This is a genomic window from Cytophagia bacterium CHB2, assembly GCA_030263535.1.
Taxonomy (GTDB): Bacteria; Zhuqueibacterota; Zhuqueibacteria; order Zhuqueibacterales; family Zhuqueibacteraceae; genus Coneutiohabitans.
This window is the reverse complement of the sequence record SZPB01000084.1, coordinates 1-19968: the sequence shown is the minus strand read 5'-3', so window position 1 is coordinate 19968 and position 19968 is coordinate 1. Positions and strand designations below refer to the sequence as shown.

The following is a 19968-nucleotide window of genomic DNA, read 5'->3' as shown; positions in this document are numbered from 1 at the left end:
GACCGAAATCTCACGCAGGGTGCTCAGGATCAGGCTGGTGTTGGGATCCCAAAACTGGGCGTGCGCCAAGCTTGGAATCAAAGGCAAAAGGACTATCACGCAAAGGCGCAAAGGCGCAAAGTTTCCGCAAAGAAAGCCTTTGCTTGTTCTCTGCGACTCCGCATCTCTGCGTGAGCGCTTTTTCGTTGTTGGAGTCTTGCATGTTGTAAAAGATTTGTTTGGCATATGCAATCGAAATTAACAGGGTAAGAGCCTACGCCAGTTTTCAAACCAGTGAAAACTGAAGCCCCGCCGATGCGGGGCGGCACTGGAAAAAAATTTTAGGCAAAACTATTATGGGCAAAACCGTTCAAGCGTTCGTTGCCACCGTATTTTATTCTGACTTTGAGCGCCTTTTATGGCCTACTTCAACAACGTGACTTTGATCGTTTGCGTGGACGAACCGGCTTGCAGGCGGCAGAGATAAACGCCGCTTTGCAGCTTAACGCCGTCCAGTTCTACTCGATGCACGCCGGCATTTTTATCTTCTTCCACCAATGTCATCACCTCGTTGCCCAAAAGATCGAACACTTTCAAGCTCACGTGACCGGCCTCGGGCAGATCGAAACGAAGCGTCGTCCTGGGATTGAACGGGTTCGGATAATTCTGATGAAGTTGATATGCCGTGATCCGCTCTAACTCCGGCGCAGCCGGGCTTCCCGGTGCAGCGGGCTTTTTGAACTCATCATCATAATGCACGTGAATCAGGCTGTAGTAGAAATCTTGCCTCGTTTTCGCAAGGCCCTGCAACGCCGGGCGCAGAGATATGTTCTTGCCCGCCAGCGAAGAAATCTTCCCGGCGAGGCGAAACGCGGCGTTGCCGGATTTGTCGAAAGTCAACGTGTTGCCCAAATTGGCAATCGCCTTCGCGCTGTCACTATTCATTATCTCAAAACTCAAACTCATGGCATTCGTTCCGGCAACGAGCAAATTTTTCGGGTTTTGAGCATACACATTGATCTCTGCAATCAAGCTGTCTTCATCGTTTGTGATGCTGGCGGGTTGCGTTTCCAAATAGTTCCAATATTCTTCCAGTGGCAGAGTCAGCAACGTGTCATCCACCGCAACGAAGCTCAGCGGTTTCGAATTGCCACTTTTGGTGCGAAAATAAACATTGCCGACATCGATAAGGAAAATTGCACCCGTCGTGTCCGCCACAGCCACGCGACGCGAGTAAGCGCCATTACTTTCCATTCCTTTTTGCAGCGTCTCCGTCCCGATCTGAACTTTGTAGGGTGCGCTACTATTGACCACATAGGCAGACTTCCCCGAAGGATGCGTGCTACCGAACGCCGCAGAGAGCGTCGGATATTGGCCACTGGCAAAATTTTGCGAGACAGACCAACTGTTGGTGCTGTAGGTGTAAGTCGCTTTGTAAACCAAGCCGAAGCGGTCCCAATACATGGCAAGATTATTTGAGGCCAAATGCGTGATAACCGGCAATCGATAGCCGTCGTCGACATAACTCTGCACCGCGGACCAACTCCCATCTATCCCGGATTTACGCTGATAAAAGACGCCCTCCAGCCCGGAAACGGGGTCCACGCCCTGCCACGCCACGTGCGCATGACCGTTCGGATTTTCGTATGCTCCGGCCATGACGTGCGAAGCATTGGCGTAGCTCGTGATGCTGCCCGGCGGCGTTTCTGAGATGGCCCAGGAAGTGGAGTAGGTCGCCAGTCGGATCAAGCTGCCGTCGTCGTAAGCAAGATATGCGCCTTGATAAGCGCGGTCGAAAAACAAACCCGCGGAGAGGCTGGGATTCTTCGTGGTGGAAGAAGTGTTGGGCACCGAGGCTTCGGTTGCCCAGGTTGCGCCGTCATTATCCGAGGTGCGAAACCGCAACGCGCTCGCGCCTTTCCACACGGCAAGCGTTCTGATTTTGTAAGCTCCACCAACGTAAACTTCTTTTAACGTGATGACGGGCAGAGGATTGTTGCCCGTGGTCAAGCTCGCGCTGCCGAGCGTTTGGCGGCCGGCCCAACTGCTGCCAGTGTAACGCCGCACATAAATCGTGTAGGTGTTCGTGCTCGTGGTGCGCTGCCAAATGACGTAGATTTTATTTTGATACGCAGCGATTGAAGGATATTTGTTGTTGCCGTCGCTTGAGCTGAGTAAAATCTCGTTGCTCCAGGTGGTGCCGTTGTCGGTGGAAAAAGTATAGTAAATTTCGCCCACGTCTTCATAGACGAGATGAAACTTGGCAGGCGCGTAGCTTGTATAAGCCAGTTTCCGCTGATTGTTGGATGCTGATGCAAGGGCGGAATTTGAGCGCAAATGCGCTTGCGTAGTAAGCTGGTCGCTTGCTGGTGATAAATCTGAATTACTTTGTGAGTTTTGTGCTCGTGCTTCGATCGTATGAAGACCATCTCCCCAGTATGGAGAGGTTGCTGCGAGGGCAAAAAAGTCGTAATTCTCGGTCCCTGAAGCATTTTGCCAAATTCCTCCGTCTACTCGATATTGAACGCTTGTGAGGGGGTTTACAGAAATATCATTGCCAGCGCCCAATGGATTCAAGTTATTTAAAGGCACTTCTGCAGCAGTGCCAGAATAGTAATAAGGCATTTTACTATAAGTGGGATCAGGAGAAAAAGTATTTAAAAAAGTATTGGGGTGAGTATCAACGATATCAAAGATATTATCGCCGTCAGAATCACGCCACCCAACCGTTTCTCTGGAATATGAACAAACCGATCCACTTGCATAGGGAGTAATTTGACCTCTCATGATACAGGCAAGCCCTAAGTCTGGACAGCCACCCACGAGACTATTGCGATTTTGAACATTCAAATAGCCGCTATAGGCATTACAATCATCCCCGCTAGGTGCATATTCATCCCTTGCATAAAATATATGCCCAAATTCATGTGCCGTAACGGCATCCATGTTGGCAATTCCATAGCCGTCATTATCATAGGTCATAACGAAATGTGGGCCCCCGAGTGAAAACGCATAAGCAAAATAACCATTCGGGAACATGTTATCAGAATCATTTAGATCATCAACGACAAATACTAGAACCCCCCAATTTGTATTATCACTATCAATTTTGTCATTAACATAACCGTATACGGCGTCATCATAATATCCAGTATGAGTATACCCGAAATTTTCCATGATTTCAGTGATCCAAAGCTCCTCATCAAAAGATGTCATTGTGATAGGTTCATAGCTTGTCTGTGCTCGAGAATCCGTCCGACCGTAGATGAAATGATACGTGAATGACAAATTGGCTCGTGTGTCTCGATTGTACCACCAGTTCATGGCAGCCTGAATCTCACTGACAACGTTCGTCTCGCGGGTAGCACTCCAATTTTCCCCGTTGCCGGTGCTTTCGACCAATATCACATTGATTGAGATGCTGCCGTATAGAAATTCACTATTATCATAAAACCCCGCGCCTTGAGGTTTATCCAACTTTGATTGCAATCTATTAGTACGTTTGCTGGAAACTTCTAATATACAATTCGCTACAGGTTGAGGTGACGTAGTAGGCTCAACTTCCAATCCATTGGCGCGAGCCATATTCATAAAATTGTTATTCCAGGCGAATGCAGCATTTATTACATCATTTCCATAAGTGTTCAATGTAGAAGAATCAATCACATCTCTGAAGATTCGCAATTCACTTTGGCTGTTTAATTCGACGTCCATCGTTGATTCGAGATAACCGATAAGGACATGGGGTGGATAAATATGAACAATGTGTCCTCCCCATTTCTCAATCTTTTGAATGACGTATTCTAAAGTATCTGAATGAGAAGATGATAATAAAATGAACACCTGCTGATTATCTTTAGACATCTGTGCGGCAGAAGGAGTTATGCAGCAAAAAATTATTGCGGCCAAATAAAGACAGAAAACCCTTTTCATCGCATCCTCCTTGAATTAAATACCAAAGATTGGAATTGATATTATTTTATGGAGCTTTCCTTACGATCTTATTCCTAGGGGCAAAACCCCAATTTTTTACGACAACTCGATCAACGTATTTTACCAATGCGCTGTCCGAGATGAAAGCGCCACCGTCAAATCTACTGAATCTCACCCACCGTATATTTTCAAAGGTCTCTTGAAAAGTTTCGCTGGGATTTAACAGAATTTCCGATGTTTGTGGGGAATAGGAAATTCCGATACGGCCAGAAGTTTTGTCGAACTCATTAATGATCATGGAACCATCCAAAGCCACGATAGGGTGTAAGTAATAAACAGGGGTCAGAAGAATTGATCCCCCACCACAACCGGCGTAAGGCGGCAAATAAAAGTGTTTATCGCCAAAAACAAGCTCGAGATCCTTATTCACCGGCATTTCCGGGCCAAGGCTATATTCAAGCACCTTTTCTTCGGGGTAAAAATCGTAAAACAGTGATGGTTCAAAGCATGATGGTCTGACCCTGGTTGAATCGCCGGCAAGAACCACGGCGTCGGTTATGATAACTCTCTCAACGAAAATATAATTACCTGTAATTTCATCTGATTGCATGGGGCAGTTTCGCTCACATGAGCAAAAAGAAATGGCCAGCCCAAGAAAAGTAAAAACACTGACGGACCTTGTTATTTGTTTCATTTGGATACCTTGAGCTAAGAGCCTACTCTCTTGAGCAAACGACGAAGGCTCATATTTTCCCAGTATAATAGCAATTGTCCGATTACTCAGCTATCGAATCGATCACTCTTTCACAACAAATACGGTGACAACTCAACGTCCTTCTCGTACGCAATCTCCTTGATCGCTTTGATGAGATTGCCCTCGTGCTTTTTCAGCTTCCCCTCCAATAAATTGTTTTCCTGCCGGTCGGTGGTGAACAAGTAATGATCGTACGTGCTCATGTCCGCGCGCAACACGGTCACGCGGCCGTCGCGATCCAGCAAAAACTCGCCGCGCTGCAGGCTGGAGATCAACGCCAGCTCGCGCTCGCCGTAGCCAAAGGCGCGGCCGAGCGTTTCCATCTGTTTCGGTTTGTGCGCCAGAATGAAATGATTCAGCGCATTGTCCTTGATGGGCGCGGAAAAGCTCACGGAATCAATATCCTCAATCGACTGCGAGATCGCGAAAATGCCGGCGCCCATTTTGCGCGCGGTGCGGAACAATTCCACCACCAGATGGCCGATGGTCGAGTTGTCATCCAAAACCTTCCACAGCTCGTCCGCGAAAATGACTTTGTTGTGCGCCAGGTTGCGCTCCATCAAATCCCACAGCAGGCCGGTGATGATGATGGCGATGATGCCCTGCAAATCCGGATGGGTTTCGAGTCCCTTCAAATCGAAGCAGACTAAATCTTCACGGATGTCGATCATGTCATCGGCGCATAGAAAACGGCTGTACTCGCCGTGGGTATAAATATACATCTTGCGGCTGAGCAGCCTGACGTCGACGTAGCCATCCGGGTCCACCTGCTGGCTGAAGAAGTCGACGAAGGTTTTGAGATTGCGACTGCCGTTGAATTCCGTGAGATACTTTTCGATCGCCTTGCTGATGAAGGCCTGCTCGACTTTCGAGATCGAGGTTTGATCGCGCTCCAAAATCAGTTTCTCGATGAACGCGCGCAGGAAAAGCTGCTTTTTGGTGTCGACCACGCCCTGGGATTTCACCAGCGCAAAGGGATTCAGCGGAATGGGATGATCGACGTTGAGCTCGACGTAGCGGCCGTTGAGCAGCTTGATCATCTTTTTGTAGCTGCCACCCATGTCGCCCACGCCGCCGACGTCCAGCCCAAAAACTTTCACGCCCTGCTCGAGCAATTGCAGCAGCAGCGCCTGCATCAAATAACTCTTGCCGGTGCCGGTCGGGCCCACGATGATGCTGTTCCACGAATTCAAATTCTGGTCGAAATAATCGAACAGCAGCGGCTCGTTGTTGCGGTTCTTCATCAAAACGCCGCGATGATAGCCGCGATTGAAATTCGTCAGGTTGATGAACTGGGCCGCGTTCGCGGTTTTCACCACCAGGCGATGATAATTCTCGGCGCCGTTGCCGGGCAGGCAACTGATGAAAATCGGTAGCACGTCGATGGTTTCGAGCACGGCCTGGGCCTTGTCCACCGCCCCGAACGCGAGCTGGGCCTGATTGATCTTATGATTCAAGCGCTCGAGATCAGCGTCATACACCAGCACGTTCAGGCTGATGGTCGCCAGGCGCTTGTGCTGCGTGTAAATCTCGTCCATGAGCTCGTTGAGCTCGCGGAACTTGACCTCGCTTTTGCGGCCTTCGCGTTGGCGCGAAAAGTTCATGATGAAGCGCGAGAAATTGAGCTGGCGACTCAGCCGCGCCGTCTCCTTTTCCATGTCGAGATTCTGCGTCGTAAACACCACGCGATGCGGAAACGCGAGATTGTGCAGCAGCGGAAACAGATAGGGCAGCGGAATGCCGTTGAACGTGATGTGATCGCGCGTAACTTCCGGCAGCAAGCTCAGCGAGAGACACGCGACGTATTGATTGCCGATGCGGAGATAGCCTTTGTCAACCTGGCAATCGTTGGCAATCAATTCGTTGTTGGTGGCTTTGCCGCGCAGGCTGCCGGTGAATTCGTTGGCGGAAATGTTGATGGCGCGATGTAGCACGGTGGCCAGATCGTTGTTGCGCAAACGCCGCAGCTTGATGCCCGTGCCCTCGAGCGCGGCCTGAATGGTTTTCAGCGCGTTGGTCTTTTCCAGCACCAGGCGCTCGTGTTCCGCGCGCAGCCGGGTTTTGATGCTCGCGCTCGAGGCGAAAATATTGTAGGGCGTGCGCAGGTTTTTGCCCGCCTCGAAATCGACGAACACGTACATCTTGCACATCAAGTATTTGAAATAGCCGTAATACTTGTGGCGTTGCTGCTTGAAGAAATCGAGCGTGGGATCCTCGGTGTAGACGAAATCCGCTTGATAGGGGAAATAGTCAAAGAACGAGGAGAATTGCAGATTAACTTCTTCGTCGATCGCATTCAACACGTTTTCAAGATTGGCGCAAAGCCTGGCGTAGGCATCCGCGGACAGGCTCATGTTGTCGAGCGCCAGCAATTCGAAGCCCGCCACGAGGTTGCCGTTTTTCTTGACGATGAAATCGTCCAGCACCTCGAGGTAGGGCAGGTATTGCGCCAGCGCCGGCCGGTTTTGATAAGCCTGCCGCTCTGTGAGTTTGGTTGCTGCCATTCAGTTTAGTTCATGATTCTTAGATGACGCCTCCTCAGTGTGTCATTCCGCAGGAATTATTGATGAGCAGATTTGTAGTCCTCGCCCCTTGTGGGCGATTGTCTAAACCGGAAACTTTGCGGTTGTAACAGTGCCCCACAAGGGGGCAGGACTACGTTCCTGAAGATTCTTTCAGAATGACAATTACACGAGAGGCTGTGAAGTCAAGTCTGTCGAGCCTTGCCTCAGGCTGAGTTTGGCCGTTGGCTGAGCCTGTCGAAGCCATCGGGGCTGCCTTCGACGGCTCGCCTGAGCTCGCCGAAGTCAAGCTCAGGCAGCGTTTACTTGTTTTTCCTGCTCGGTTTTTTTCCGCAGATAGTCATGTTCATCCAGCTTGAAGCCGGAAAGCTGCTTGGGCCAGATGAAATGAAAGCTGAGGAACGACACCAGCCCGTGATCGAATCCCGACAGCCGGTTGCTGAAACGCAGCAGGGCGTAGACGAAAATATCGATCACGAAGGCAAACAGCAGGTTGATGTCCATCAGCGTGAAAAACGGCGCAAGCACGATGGGCACGGCCAGCAGGATGATGGCCTCGATCGGGCTGACGCCCGCGAGCTGGCTGTGCGCCTGGATTTCACGATAGCATTTTTCGGTCATGGGCAAAGCGCGTGTTTCGTCAATTCAGTGCAAGCGAAATTCGCCGCAGCATGAGGCGAAGACAATTTCAAACCCCGACAGGGGTGGAATGTTTATAGAAATGATCGATGAATTTTGTCGGAACCCTGAAAGGGTGGCATGTTGCCTCGTTGTGCAAACATGTCACCCCTGACGGGGTTTCGGCCTGGGAATTGATCTGAATCTATAATCATTTCACGCCTTCGGCGTTGTACGGCTTGAGGTTGTCGGGATCGCTGATTTAAAACGACACGTTCGCGCCGGGCACGAACGACACCAGCGCGGAGACGATGGCTTTGGAGCCGAACACCACGATGGCTGCCAGGGCCACGCCGATGAGTTGTTTTTTGGCTTTCTCATGCCGGCCGCCGTCCGCGCTGGCCATGTTGAGGCCGGCGATGATCAACGCGATGACCATAACCGGCGAGGCCAGGATCAACAGCGCATTGGTCAGTTGATTGAGGGCTTGAATGATGGTTTGCATGGTTTCCTCCTTGAATTTTGCCGAAGTGGTTTTGAAGAGTTGATACTATCTGAACACCAATATTTTCCGTTGTTGCATCAATCGTTGGCTCGAGCCAGCCGGCGTAATCTCCATCCGGCAGAAATAAATGCCAGCGGTGACCGGCTGTTGATTGTGATCCCGGCCGTTCCAGCTTGCTTCAAAAGCGCCTGCCGGTTTTGTTTCTGCAACGAGCACGGCTACCGCGCGGCCCAACACGTCATAAACCGCGATGCTCACGTGAGCGGGACGCGACAATGTGTAGGTTAATGTCGTTGCTTGGCCGCTGGCTCCTTCTACGCGAAAGGGATTGGGATAATTTTGCCGCAAGTTGAATTCCAATGGCAAACTCTCTTGCTGTTCTTCGACACCCACCAGTTGTCCGGTGACCTGCTGCCAGGTTTGGCCGCCGTCGGCGGTTTTTAAGATTACTCCATGCTCACCGACTGCCCACCCATTGTGAGTGTCAATGAAATCAATACTCCACAAAACACTATTTGAAATGCTGATTTGACGATTCCACGTAACACCGCCATCAGTAGTCGCTATAATCCCGCCACTCCCGCTACACCAGCCCTGTTGTTCACTTGAAAAGAAAACCGCCAGTGTGATTATTTGATCAGGTGTTGTAGCTCGACCAATCCAATTCTCGCCACCATCATTTGTATAGGATAGGCTGGTTGAAGTGTGTGACGCCCATCCAGTAATTGCATTGATAAAAAAAACCGAAAATAAGTTGCTATTCCCCGTAAACTTTGTTTCCCATACATTCCCTCCGTTTATGGTTTTTAAAATTGTGGATGACCGGCCAACCGCCCAGCCGGTGTCAGCATCGAAAAAGCAAATATCTAAAAGTCCATTAGCCGTCCCGGAATTTTGAATCTGCCATGACTCCCCGCCACTTATTGTTTTCGCAATAAAACCATTTGCGCCGGCAGCCCAGCCAATTTGTAAATCAACAAAATATACCGCATGTAGCTCAGGTGCATTGAGCGTTTGTCTTAGCCACTTCTTACCGCCGTTGGTGGTTTTGAATACGACTCCGTCTTCTCCCACAAGCCATCCGTTGTTTTCATCAACAAAATGAACGCTCAGAAAAGCCTTTGCCGAATTTATTTGTTGTGCCCAGTTGTTTCCACCATCTGTCGTGCGCAACAACGTTCCGTTACCGCCAACAACGATGACTGTGGAAGTATCTAGTACAGCAACATCGTACAGACCACTATTTGTCGGTTGTGCTACGATTACATGCACTAGAACTGTCGGCAAGAGGCAGAATGTTACCTTAAAAGTTAGTGCCTTCATAATTGAACCTCCTGTGTGAAAAATCTCCTGAATAAGCTACTGTTGCGGCAAATTACGGGTGCCGATCCAAATCCCGTTGCCCGTTGTTATCAAAAGAAGTTTGTTGTGTGTCGCTGCTCCAGCAGGCACAAATGCCATGGAAACGCCGTTGGCAAATTTGAGCTTGTTGGCCTCTATTTGCGGTTGGGTTTGTTTGGCCCATGTCGCGCCGCCATCCGTGCTTTTGTACAATCCCATCAGCTTGTAATTGTCAACACCCTTGAGGCCGTGCCGATAAGTAACCGCCCAAAAGTCATTGCCCGGGTCTTCCGGGTCTTCGACGATGCCGCCAATGCTGATTAGTGAATCAGCCTGGCCGGTTGGCCCGCCAATCACCCAGTCCCATTCGCCCGGTGGATCACTCTTGCGCCAGCGTATCAAACCGCCGTAATAACCCAAAGAAAAATCGGATCCCATACTGACGCCGGCAAAGACATAATCTTCTGTGACGAGCAGAGAATGAACCTCGGCAGTCACATTCTCATAATCCGTGCTGATTTGAGCGGTTTTATTGAAGCGAGAATCGATCGCTTCAATTACGGTATCCACCGCAACGGTGTCGGCAGAGACACGGTCGAGGATGATTTTGAACACCCCGCCTGCGGGCCAATTACGGGCGGCATAAAGCGTATCATTGCCGCCGGGGTCGAACATCAGGCGCGAAAAATTGTACACGCTGATTTTGCGGTCGGCGTTGGTGATGTTTTCTTCATCTATGACATCACTCAAGTCCAATTCTACAAAACTTTCGCTGGAATCCCCTGTGACTGTTCCCCAGAAGATGCCTTCACCCCGGACCGCACAATAAACCCGCTCGGAATCTGAATTTGCGCCAACTTTGTCGAATACAAAAGCGGGGATTGCACCACTGGGCAGATCACGATAATTTGTGCCTATTGCAATATTTCTGCCTCCACCGATTATCTCCCAATCATTTTCGTCGCCCTTGCCGCCATCCCATTTTGCCTTCAATAATTCACCAAAGCGTTCATTTACATTCGGGTTTCTCTTCACTGCTGCCGAGGCGATAACCATTAACGTATCAGCAAACTTGCGCACAGCGACGTGGTGAACTGTTTGGGTACTGTTGCCTGCGCCATAATCGGCCGTCCATAAAGAATCATCTCGTAATCTTCGTTGCGACCAGGTTTGGCCGCCGTTCATGCTGCGCAACAAGCCGTTATCCGTTGTGCCTACAAAAACGATATTGGAATTGTCCGGGTCAAAAGCGAACAAGCCAATACTGAATACTTCATCCATTCCAATGGTCTGGTAAGTGCTGTCGCCGTCGGCGTCCAGGCCTTTACTCTTGGTGAAAATCTGCGCGTATTCGCGGGTATCGTCCGGCTCGCTTTCCGCCAGCGCTTTGATCGGGCCATAGCCCCATGCGCCGTAAACGTCGCCGTTATCAGCCACGGTGAAACTGCCGAAACGCAGGTCAACGTCACTCTCCCGATAGCCGTTGTGCACGTTGGAGTTTTTGTCGGCAATTTGAACCACCGAGCCATCGACGCTTACTCCCAGCCACGACATGTTTTTGCGCGAGACAAAGATTTCGTAATCGTCCATGGTGCTGCCGGGTTTTGCGCTGATATTCTCCAACCGGTTCAAATCCGAAGAAGTTTTCGTCCACGTTGTGCTGCGCAAAACATCGATGTTGCGATACAGACCGCCAGGATGAGAACCGCTGCCAGCCGGGTCATAGCGCGTCACGAAAGCGACAACGGAATCACTGGCAGTAGTCTCAGGCAGCAGAACCAGGCTGCGTAAACTATCCAAGCTTGCGCTGACCTTCGTGAACGTTACGCCCTCAGGAGTTGCCGCCTCGAACATATTCTTGCTGAGATAAATGCCGCGATTCGTGGTGACAAAGGTATACGTCGTGTCATTGTATTCGTAGAAATCGAGATCATAAACAATCTCTTTGCTCGAAGTTGCATTGTCTATCGGCACCAGCTCGAAGCTGTTCGGCTCAACAGAAGTATTGGTGGAGCGCAGCACCGCACTCATGCCGAAACGCCGATCACGCACGTCACCGATGCCGGCAAGAATCTCCAAGCCCGTCGCGTCATAGGGGTTTTCACGAATCACGCCAATCCACGGATAAAGGCCATCTTCATCAGCAATGCTATCCGGCGATGCCGGCATGACGGCGCCCTTCCACGTAGCGTTGCTGTTTCGCCACAAATAAATGCCTTCAACTGTTCCGGCGATAATTCGGCGCGTGCCGGTCGGGCGAAAAGCGAGGCTTGTGGCGTATCGCGCCAACGTGTTCTTTTCCAAGGAGGCTTCATAAAACGACATTTCCCAGCTTACGCCCTTGTCAAACGAACGATAAACGCCGGATACGTCTGTGGCAAGATAGAGCACGGGATTGCCGTCTTGAGCGTAATTGTCGAACGGATCAAGCCGAATTTCCATGCAAAAACCGCCGCCGCCAATGGAGGAATTTTGCCATTGAAATTGGTCAATAGGAGGAACGTATTGCTGTGCAAAACCCATGGCAACAAAGAAAAGATTTGACCAACCGAACGACTGTTTGCTTAAAAACTTTTTCATAATCCCTCCATTTTTTGTCAAGTACTCCACGGGCTAGAGTGTTTGCTCGTAAGACTTCTCAAATCACCCGCTTTTGAGCTGAAGTCAAAACAAAAAGACCTTACTTCTATATCTTTAAGACGTTGTGACCAATTTTTCACTCTTCCTTCCCTCAAAACTCAGCGGTTTTTCAAATTTGAAATAGCCCGTCTTCAAAATTGCAAGAACGCGCGGCTGGCGGATGAAGGCCAGGCAGCGCCCAACTTCAAGATGTTTGAGCAAATCTTCGGTGATGGCTATGTTGCTTCTGCTTGCTGCGGGTGGTTCTTTGCTGAGGCCGGGCCTGTGTTTTCCCTTTGCGGCGGGCGCAGGCGCGGGTTCTGCCTCAGCTTTGCTGCTGCTTTGTCCGATGCGCTGCATAACGGTGCGAATGCTCTCCACGCTGCCGAGATGAAAGCAAAACGTCGCGTTGGTGTGATCTGCCAATTCTTCCACAAAAGAGGTATGCAAATGCAATGCTGGATTGGTTAGCTCGGCAAACGATTGATTGGTGTAACATACGCTCACCTGCGCGTTGCGGCACACGCGCAGCAGCTCGATAAAACCGGGATTGACGAAATGCGCCAGCTCGTCGATGATCAGCAAGCCCTCGTTGCCCGAGCCGGCCTCAGACATGGGATTGAGCGTGACGCGCGCGAAACTGGTAGCCATATCTTGCAAAATCAGTTGGCCGAGAAAGTGCATGGCCGGCGAGCCGCTGTGCATTGGCAGTGTGAAATAACAATCCTTGCGGCGCAGATAAATATCGGCAACGTCGATCTCCGGCTCGTCGGTATCCAACAGCCAGGCATAATCTGACTGGCAAACCTCACGCAGCGCCGTGGCGAGAAACTCGGTCTCGGTTTGAAAGCGCGCGTAATTTTCCATCACCTCGAACAGGCCTTCGTAAGCCGCGCGATTGCGCAGCTTGCGCAGTTCGTTGTGCAAATGCGTCTTTGAGGTGAAATATTGATAAATCTCTTCAAGACTGATGAAGCGCCCGGTTTCTTTGATGGCGCGAATGATCAAATCGAGATAAAACGAGGTACGCTCTTTTGCGCCGGAGGCAGCCTCGGCCCAGTTCAAGCTTGCAATAATTTTCTGACGAATCTCGCCGGGATTGCCGCGCAGCACGGGGTTGTAAGTCGCGGAACGATCAGGATCGCCGGGATTGAAATAAAACACCTCGTGTCCCTGGGCCAGCGAAGTGGCAATGGTGTAAAACCGGTCGAGATTGCGGCGCGAGCCTTTGCCGTCGATCACGAACGTGGCGACATTGCGCCGCACTTCTTGAAACCAAATCGGCTGAATGATGTTTTCGGTTTTGCCGCTGCCCGCCGCACCGATGATTTGCGCGTGGCCTTTGAGCCATTGGCGTTTGACAAAGAACGGCGCGTTGTTGCGGTTCATGTCGATGCCGATGAAAATCTCGTCGGGTTTGGCCTTTTCCGCGAAGCGCACGATGTCAACATCGCGCACGGCCTCGTTGCGCAGCGTGACCGCCTTACCCAGCGAGCGCGAGGTGGTGAAAATGCGCAACACGAGATTGAACGCGAACAAAACCGGCAGAAAACAAAAGTACAGCGCGAGCGCGAGATGCCATAAATCGACGGGCCTGCCCTGGATGAACGTCAAGGTAACATTGAGCGGCCAGATCAGCGTTTGCGCGAGGCGAATGGCGTCGTTGAATATCGCCAGAAAATAAACGTGGCCTTTGGACAGGAATGCCAAAATCGAGGGAAACAGTTGGCTCACCTGCCAAAATTTCCAACCGAGATAGGCGAGCACGAGCGCGCCGGCGCCGATAATGGCGAGACGAACGTTTCTTCTCTTGCGGGCATCGAGTCCGATGCGATAGCGTTTGAAAATCAGCGGCTGAATGAAATATTCGAACAGCTTTTCCGCCAGATACCACGGCAAGAGGAAGGGGAGAGCCAGCAGGCTCAAGAGAAATTCGCCGAATCGCTTCACAAAAGATCCTTATGTTCAGCCAACCAGTGCCCGGAAAGGAGGCTACTAACTCGCGAATGTGAAAAAAAGTTGCATGGCTTCATGACTTCCTCCTGAAGAAAATGAATCAAGCCGTCGGCGAAACAGTACGGCGCTGGACATGGAAAATGCGACGCAAAACAAATCTAAATGAAGCTGAGACAGCGGCAACCTCTGGGACGAATTCCGGTTTCGTTTGTACATCGACGTTACGGAGAATCTACCTCACTGGGCAGACCAATGGGAGAAGCATTCTCCTTGAGGAGAACGATGCAGTGAATTAGGTAGGAGAATTGGGAGTCTCCTAAGCTCTTTCGCGCAGAGCTACCCGGGTTTTGATGGAGACTACCCCAAAGAGTGCCGCGAATATACAACTGTCACATAAGATTGTCAATTGAAATTTAGGAAAATTTTTGGGTTGAGGAGTATGCAAGTGGTTATTTTTTTATGAGTGCATGGCGCGGATTTACGATATTGAAAGTTGCGCGAGTTTATTACGCTATTGTTCAAATGCGTTGGTTTTTGCCAGGCATTTTTCAATTGTGTCCGTTTAAAAACATTGTATTTTAGGCTGTGTTCCTGCAACGGCTTGGCCGCTGCCTTTGCAGCTTACAGCGTTTTTCATTTGGATGAACAGAGTTTGTAGTCCCCGCCCCTTGTGGGCGGCTGTTGAAGCCATGAAATTCGCGGTTGCGACAATGCCCCACAAGGGGGCAGGGCTACGAATCCTGTACACGCATTTAAAAAACGCTGTAGGTTTTCTCACGACCTCAAATCTCAATGAACCTCTGCGAAACCGAGGTTGTAGTATTTTCGGATGGATACAGATTATTGATCAATCAAATAAACAGAAGTGAATCTCAGGGAAGGCAGGTAGGCGCGATGAAAACAAAATTTTTGACCTGGGCCGGCATTATCGCATTGGTGATTTTTGCAGCATTGTATGGCATTGAATTGTTCGGTCACGCTGGGCGCCCGGCAACCGTGGCATGGGTGCAAGAGCATTTCGGCCGAGGCGGTTTGATCGGGTTGAATCTGGTCGTGATGATTGCATTTCTGGCGCTGCTGCCGTATCGCCGTTCGACCAAGGGAACGTGGAAATCGCAGGGCGCCTTCATTGCATTCGTGCTGGCATTGGTCACGGAGATGTTCGGCTGGCCGTTGCTCATCTTTTTGCTGTCGCCGCTGTTTGAAGTGCCTTCATTGCGCGAGTGGGCGCATCAGCACCTTGGGCATGCCGGGCCGTTTCTCGGCACGTTGCTGTCGTTCCTGGGACTCACATTGATTGCCTGGGGTTGGATACAAATTCACCAAGCCAAAGAGTTGGTGACGCACGGCATCTACCGTTTTATCCGCCATCCGCAATACACCGGCATGTTTCTTTTCACGCTGGGCTGGCTGCTGCACTGGCCGACCGTGACGATGCTGGTGTTGTGGCCGGTGTTGATGGCGGCTTATGTGTGGCTGGCGTTGCGCGAAGAGCGCGAAGTCGCCGCGGAATTCGGGGAAGCTTATGCGCAATATGCCGCCAAAACGCCGCGTTTCTTTCCCAGATTGTGGCCGGCCTAGTCTCCGCATAATTGGGGGACTGGATTGTTGGAGTTACAATGCTACATGCTTAACCCCAAATCCTGTTTATATTCCGTTTGCTTACCTGAAGCAATGCTAGTATATTTGCCCCGATCAAAATGAATGTTTGATTCTCTTCAACTTTTTCAGGCAGGACAGGAATGTCGATCCGTAGAGCTATTCTTTTGGGAGGGCTATTTTCTCATGCGCTTTTTGCTCAACCAGCGCTGCCGCAACCGACGATTGCGGTTCGCCTGTTTGAGATTTTGCATCCGCAAGCTCTTGAATTGAAACTCGCAGAACCAGCGTTCAGGAATTTCCTGGCAAACGGCCTGCGGTCGAACAACGCGGATATTGCGCCTGCGAGGCTGCATGGCGGCGCAGGTGCGGCAGAGCCGGCGGCTGTTTCGTTTGGCGAGGCGCTGCCCGTGTTCGTTGTGCGAGACGCGCAGGGAACCGCGCGGCACACAACGAAGCCCATTCGCGTTGTGCGGCAGGGAGGCCGCGTGCAAGTTCTAAACGATGATTTTGACCCTGCGCCAGCGTTGGCTGATACCATCACCGTCGCAACGACTTCAGGGCAAATACTCGCTGCGGTGAAATATCGCAATGGTAAAGCAAGGTTCGCCGCGCGGCCGTATGCTGGCGCTTTTAAGATTTATGTTTCGGGAAATGAGCTGTGCATCGTCAACTTGCTGGCGGAAGAGGATTATCTTGCCGGCGTGTTAGCGGCGGAGTTGCGGCAAGCGCCGTTTGCCGCATTGCAAGCGCAGGCTGTGGCGGCGCGCACTTACCTTCTCAAGAATTGGCGGCGCCATCAGCAAAAGGGTTATCAAGCCTGCGATCTGACGCATTGCCAGCGTTATGCCGGCAGCGCCGGCGTCGATTCGACGATTCAACATGCGATTGCGAGCACCGCCGGCGAAATTCTCACCTATAAAAACCTGCCGATTGAAATTTTCTACAGCTCGACGTGCGGCGGACGCACGGCCAATGATCTCGACGTGTGGTCGAGCGAGTTTGATCATCCTTACTTAATCAGCGTTTCCGATTCCTCGCGGCGCATGAGTTACTGCGCAAAATCGCCGCATTTTCGTTGGCAATTGCGCATGAAAGCCGACAGCCTGCTGCAACTGTGGCAACAGGAACTGGGCGAGCCGATCGTGGCTCTCGGCGTTAGCAAACGCAACTCGGATGGCCGTGTGCGCGAGCTGGCGTTGATGGGGCAATCGCTTCATCTCGTCAGCGGTGAAAAATTTCGCGCCGTGGTTTGCCGGGTTTTGGGTTGGAATTCGGTGAAGAGCACGGCGTTTGATCTGCAACTTGAAAACAACACATATGTTTTTATTGGAAAAGGATTGGGCCATGGCGTCGGCATGTGCCAGTTCGGCGCCATGGGCATGGCGCGCGCCGGGCATTCCTATCAGAAAATATTGAAGCACTATTTTCCCAAGACAATGCTGCAAAAGTATGAACATAATCTCAGCAGCAATGATTGAGTTGGCTTCGACAAGGCTCGTTGGCTTCGACAGGCTCAGCCAACGGGAAACCGCTGCCTGAGCTTGCCGCAGGCAGCTTTTTGCAGGCAGGGAAGTTGGCTTCGACAGGCTCAGCCAACGGTGAAAGCTCAGCCAACGGGAAACCGCTGCCTGAGCTTGCCGAAGGCAGCTTTTTGCAGGCAGGGAAGTTGGCTTCGACAGGCTCAGCCAACGGTGAAAGCTCAGCCAACGAGTAGCCGGTGCCTGAGCTTGCCGAAGGCAGCTTTTTGCAGGCAGGGAAGTTGGCTTCGACAGGCTCTGCCAACGGTGAAACCTCAGCCAACGAGAAACCGCTGCCTGAGCTTGTCGAAGGCAGCTTGTTCGCAGGCAGAGAGGTTGGCTTCGACAAGGCTCGTTGGCTTCGACAGGCTCAGCCAACGAGAAACCGCTGCCTGAGCTTGTCGAAGGCAGCTTGTCGAAGGCAGAGAGGTTGGCTTCGACAAGGCTCGTTGGCTTCGACAGGCTCAGCCAACGAGAAACCGCTGCCTGAGCTTGTCGAAGGCAGCAACCAAACGTACACAAAGGCTTTTTATGAAAAAACAACATTACTACTTGCTTGCGGCAGGCTTGTTCGTCGTCGCTATTGCTGCCGGTGTTTTTTTCTGGAAGAAGCGGCAAGCGGGCGGTGAAAAAGCCGAAACACCGGTGGTGCAGGAAGTGATGGCGCCGCAAATCGTCTTGCGTGAGTTGCAGAAACCCAAAGCCGACGAAGAAAAATTTTTTGAAGCCGTGCGCCGGCAAGCCGGCACGACGTATGATTCTCTCTCCAGCGATCAAAAACTTGCCTCTCTGCTAAAACTTGCCGATGACGAAGAAACCACAAACCGCCTGCTGGCCACGCGCATGCTCGGCGATTTTGAAACGGCGCAGGCGAGTCGCGAGCAAAAACTCGTGGCGAAACTCAAAGATGAAAGCTCGTGGGATGTGGAAGAAGCGGTTTTGGCGTTGATGAAATTGCGCACCCCGGCCGCCGTTGGGCCATTGCGCGAATTGCATTCCAGCTTGCAAACACAGAAGCGCGCCGAGTATATTCCTTTTCGCGATACGGCGTATCTGACGGCGCACGGCCGCGTGGTTTCGGCAAATGCGGGCACGGAGTTCAACCTGCAAGTTACGCCTTATCCGAAATCGGCCCAGGCGCCGCCGGGCAATTTGAACGAGCGTGAAAAGTTGGCGTTGTTTGTCCCGGCAGAATTCGAGATATGTCTGTTCGCGCCGAATTTCAAAACACATTGGGAGAAGCTGCAAAACTCCACGTTTGTCAAACAGCTTGTCACGCTGCAAGCCTGGCAGGATTTCAAAGCCGCAGAGCCGTATCAGCAAGTCTTTGCCTTGTGGGAACAACTCGACAAGCAACTCGGTTTGCTGGGCGGCAATTTTAATTACTTTATCGATCCGCTCGGTGACGAGGTTTGCGTGGCCTCGTATCGCGCGGAAAAGGAAGCTCGTTTGCTGTTGGTCACACCGGCGAATCTCAAAGCCAAAGCCGTGACCAATGTGCTGGCCGCATTGGGTAAATTTGAAAGCGGCGATCTTACCGTGACGAAACAGATCTATCGCAAGCAAGCCATGTTCGACATTTCATCGCGGCGCCGGGGTTCGATGTTCCGGTATGCGGTGGTCGACGGTTTCTTGGTGCTTTCCAACAACCAGCAGTTGCTGGCCCGCGCGATTTCTTCCTATCTCGACTCCGATGAGAACAGCCTGGCTTACCAACCGGCATTGCAACAATCACTGCCGCAAGTTGAGCCGGCTTCGTTTTTGTTGGCGTATGTTGATCCTGAAAAATATTTTGAGATCAGTCGCAACGGGCACGACGCTGCCAGCCTTGCCTGCACGGTAGCAAATGCTTTGCAAGAAATCACGGGAGAGACGATAACTGTCTCGCAAGAGGCGTTGCCGGATTCGTTGCCGGCGCCAACAATACCGCCGGTCGAAGATCAAACCCTGCGTTTTATTCCGGGGGACGCTGTTTTTTGTTATGCGACCACCGCGATTGAACCCGCAAAATTTTGGCAATACGTTACCACCATGCGCGCCGAGCGTGAGGCCATCAAAGGATTTGAGACGCGCAGCAATCTGAATCTCGAACGCGATCTCGTGCGCAAGCTCGACCGGCAGATGCTTTATTTCTTTGCCGGCATCGATACCACCGGGCCGCGCTTTTTCTGGCGGCAACTGGCAGGTGTGCGCCTGCGTGAGCCTGCAGGCATGGAAGCCTATGTCAAGCGTTTGATGACTTATTTCTATTCGCCCAAGGAAGAAATGCAAGTGGAAGAGTACAATGGCAGCCGCATTCACTACATCAAGAGTCCGACAAGTTTTGAGCCGAATTTTGCCATTGTTGACGGGTATTTGCTGACGGCATTTGATCGCGCCACGCTGCGTGCTGCAATCGATGCGGGCCAGCAGCGCGCAGAAGCTATTGCGCAAAATCCGCGCTTCGAAGCGCTGCGAACGCGGCTAAGCACGCCGGAAAATGCCGTAGCATACTTCAATGCCGAATCTTTTTTTGAAAATTACCGCAGCTATCTCATGGCATATGATCGCCAAACACATCTCTTCGATGAAGCGGATTTGCAGTTGCGCATCGATCCGTTGTTTGCGCTGTTCAAGTCCACC

The 19968-nt window shown here is 51.4% G+C and carries 12 protein-coding genes; 4 read left to right on the top strand and 8 right to left on the bottom strand.

Going from position 1 to position 19968, the window contains the following annotated elements:
- Positions 1-402: 402 nt before the first annotated feature.
- The 8 genes from FBQ85_10415 to FBQ85_10380 form a co-directional block, all read right to left on the bottom strand.
- Complete coding sequence (locus FBQ85_10415; protein MDL1875562.1) at positions 403-3912, bottom strand: T9SS type A sorting domain-containing protein; 3510 nt, start codon at positions 3910-3912, stop codon at positions 403-405.
- 46 nt (positions 3913-3958) lie between these two features.
- Positions 3959-4606, bottom strand: coding sequence for a hypothetical protein (locus FBQ85_10410; GenBank protein ID MDL1875561.1), 648 nt, complete (start codon positions 4604-4606; stop codon positions 3959-3961).
- Positions 4607-4716: 110 nt separating this feature from the next.
- Positions 4717-7170 (bottom strand): hypothetical protein, encoded by a 2454-nt coding sequence (locus tag FBQ85_10405; protein MDL1875560.1) that lies wholly within the window; start codon positions 7168-7170, stop codon positions 4717-4719.
- A 309-nt stretch (positions 7171-7479) separates the two neighbouring features.
- A complete protein-coding gene (locus FBQ85_10400) occupies positions 7480-7809 on the bottom strand; it encodes a hypothetical protein (GenBank protein ID MDL1875559.1) in 330 nt (109 codons plus the stop codon).
- 259 nt (positions 7810-8068) lie between these two features.
- Positions 8069-8311 carry a hypothetical protein gene (locus tag FBQ85_10395; GenBank protein MDL1875558.1) on the bottom strand — a complete coding sequence of 81 codons (243 nt, stop codon included), beginning with the start codon at positions 8309-8311 and terminating at the stop codon, positions 8069-8071.
- Positions 8312-8356: 45 nt separating this feature from the next.
- Positions 8357-9634: a hypothetical protein gene (locus FBQ85_10390; protein ID MDL1875557.1), complete on the bottom strand. Its 1278-nt coding sequence runs from the start codon at positions 9632-9634 to the stop codon at positions 8357-8359.
- Between the two features lie 36 nt (positions 9635-9670).
- Complete coding sequence (locus FBQ85_10385) at positions 9671-12232, bottom strand: hypothetical protein (GenBank protein ID MDL1875556.1); 2562 nt, start codon at positions 12230-12232, stop codon at positions 9671-9673.
- A gap of 114 nt (positions 12233-12346) precedes the next feature.
- Positions 12347-14221 carry a hypothetical protein gene (locus tag FBQ85_10380; GenBank protein MDL1875555.1) on the bottom strand — a complete coding sequence of 625 codons (1875 nt, stop codon included), beginning with the start codon at positions 14219-14221 and terminating at the stop codon, positions 12347-12349.
- Positions 14222-15019: 798 nt separating this feature from the next.
- Here FBQ85_10380 and FBQ85_10375 point away from each other — a divergent pair.
- From FBQ85_10375 to FBQ85_10360, 4 genes are all read left to right on the top strand, one after another.
- Positions 15020-15808, top strand: coding sequence for an isoprenylcysteine carboxylmethyltransferase family protein (locus tag FBQ85_10375; GenBank protein MDL1875554.1), 789 nt, complete (start codon positions 15020-15022; stop codon positions 15806-15808).
- 161 nt (positions 15809-15969) lie between these two features.
- Complete coding sequence (locus FBQ85_10370; GenBank protein ID MDL1875553.1) at positions 15970-17307, top strand: SpoIID/LytB domain-containing protein; 1338 nt, start codon at positions 15970-15972, stop codon at positions 17305-17307.
- Positions 17304-17543: a hypothetical protein gene (locus FBQ85_10365; GenBank protein MDL1875552.1), complete on the top strand. Its 240-nt coding sequence runs from the start codon at positions 17304-17306 to the stop codon at positions 17541-17543. The genes FBQ85_10370 and FBQ85_10365 overlap by 4 nt, the downstream gene beginning before the upstream one ends.
- A gap of 334 nt (positions 17544-17877) precedes the next feature.
- On the top strand, positions 17878-19968 hold a 2091-nt coding region (locus FBQ85_10360; protein MDL1875551.1), incomplete at its 3' end, for a DUF3352 domain-containing protein.

Excerpts from the sequence above, each read along its gene's own strand:
- FBQ85_10370 (MDL1875553.1), top strand. The coding sequence starts at position 15,970 with ATGTCGATCCGTAGAGCTATTCTTTTGGGAGGGCTATTTTCTCATGCG.
- FBQ85_10385 (MDL1875556.1), bottom strand. The coding sequence starts at position 12,232 with ATGAAAAAGTTTTTAAGCAAACAGTCGTTCGGTTGGTCAAATCTTTTC.
- FBQ85_10395 (MDL1875558.1), bottom strand. The coding sequence starts at position 8,311 with ATGCAAACCATCATTCAAGCCCTCAATCAACTGACCAATGCGCTGTTG.
- FBQ85_10375 (MDL1875554.1), top strand. The coding sequence starts at position 15,020 with ATGAACCTCTGCGAAACCGAGGTTGTAGTATTTTCGGATGGATACAGA.
- FBQ85_10405 (MDL1875560.1), bottom strand. The coding sequence starts at position 7,170 with ATGGCAGCAACCAAACTCACAGAGCGGCAGGCTTATCAAAACCGGCCG.
- FBQ85_10415 (MDL1875562.1), bottom strand. The coding sequence starts at position 3,912 with ATGAAAAGGGTTTTCTGTCTTTATTTGGCCGCAATAATTTTTTGCTGC.
- FBQ85_10390 (MDL1875557.1), bottom strand. The coding sequence starts at position 9,634 with ATGAAGGCACTAACTTTTAAGGTAACATTCTGCCTCTTGCCGACAGTT.
- FBQ85_10410 (MDL1875561.1), bottom strand. The coding sequence starts at position 4,606 with ATGAAACAAATAACAAGGTCCGTCAGTGTTTTTACTTTTCTTGGGCTG.
- FBQ85_10400 (MDL1875559.1), bottom strand. The coding sequence starts at position 7,809 with ATGACCGAAAAATGCTATCGTGAAATCCAGGCGCACAGCCAGCTCGCG.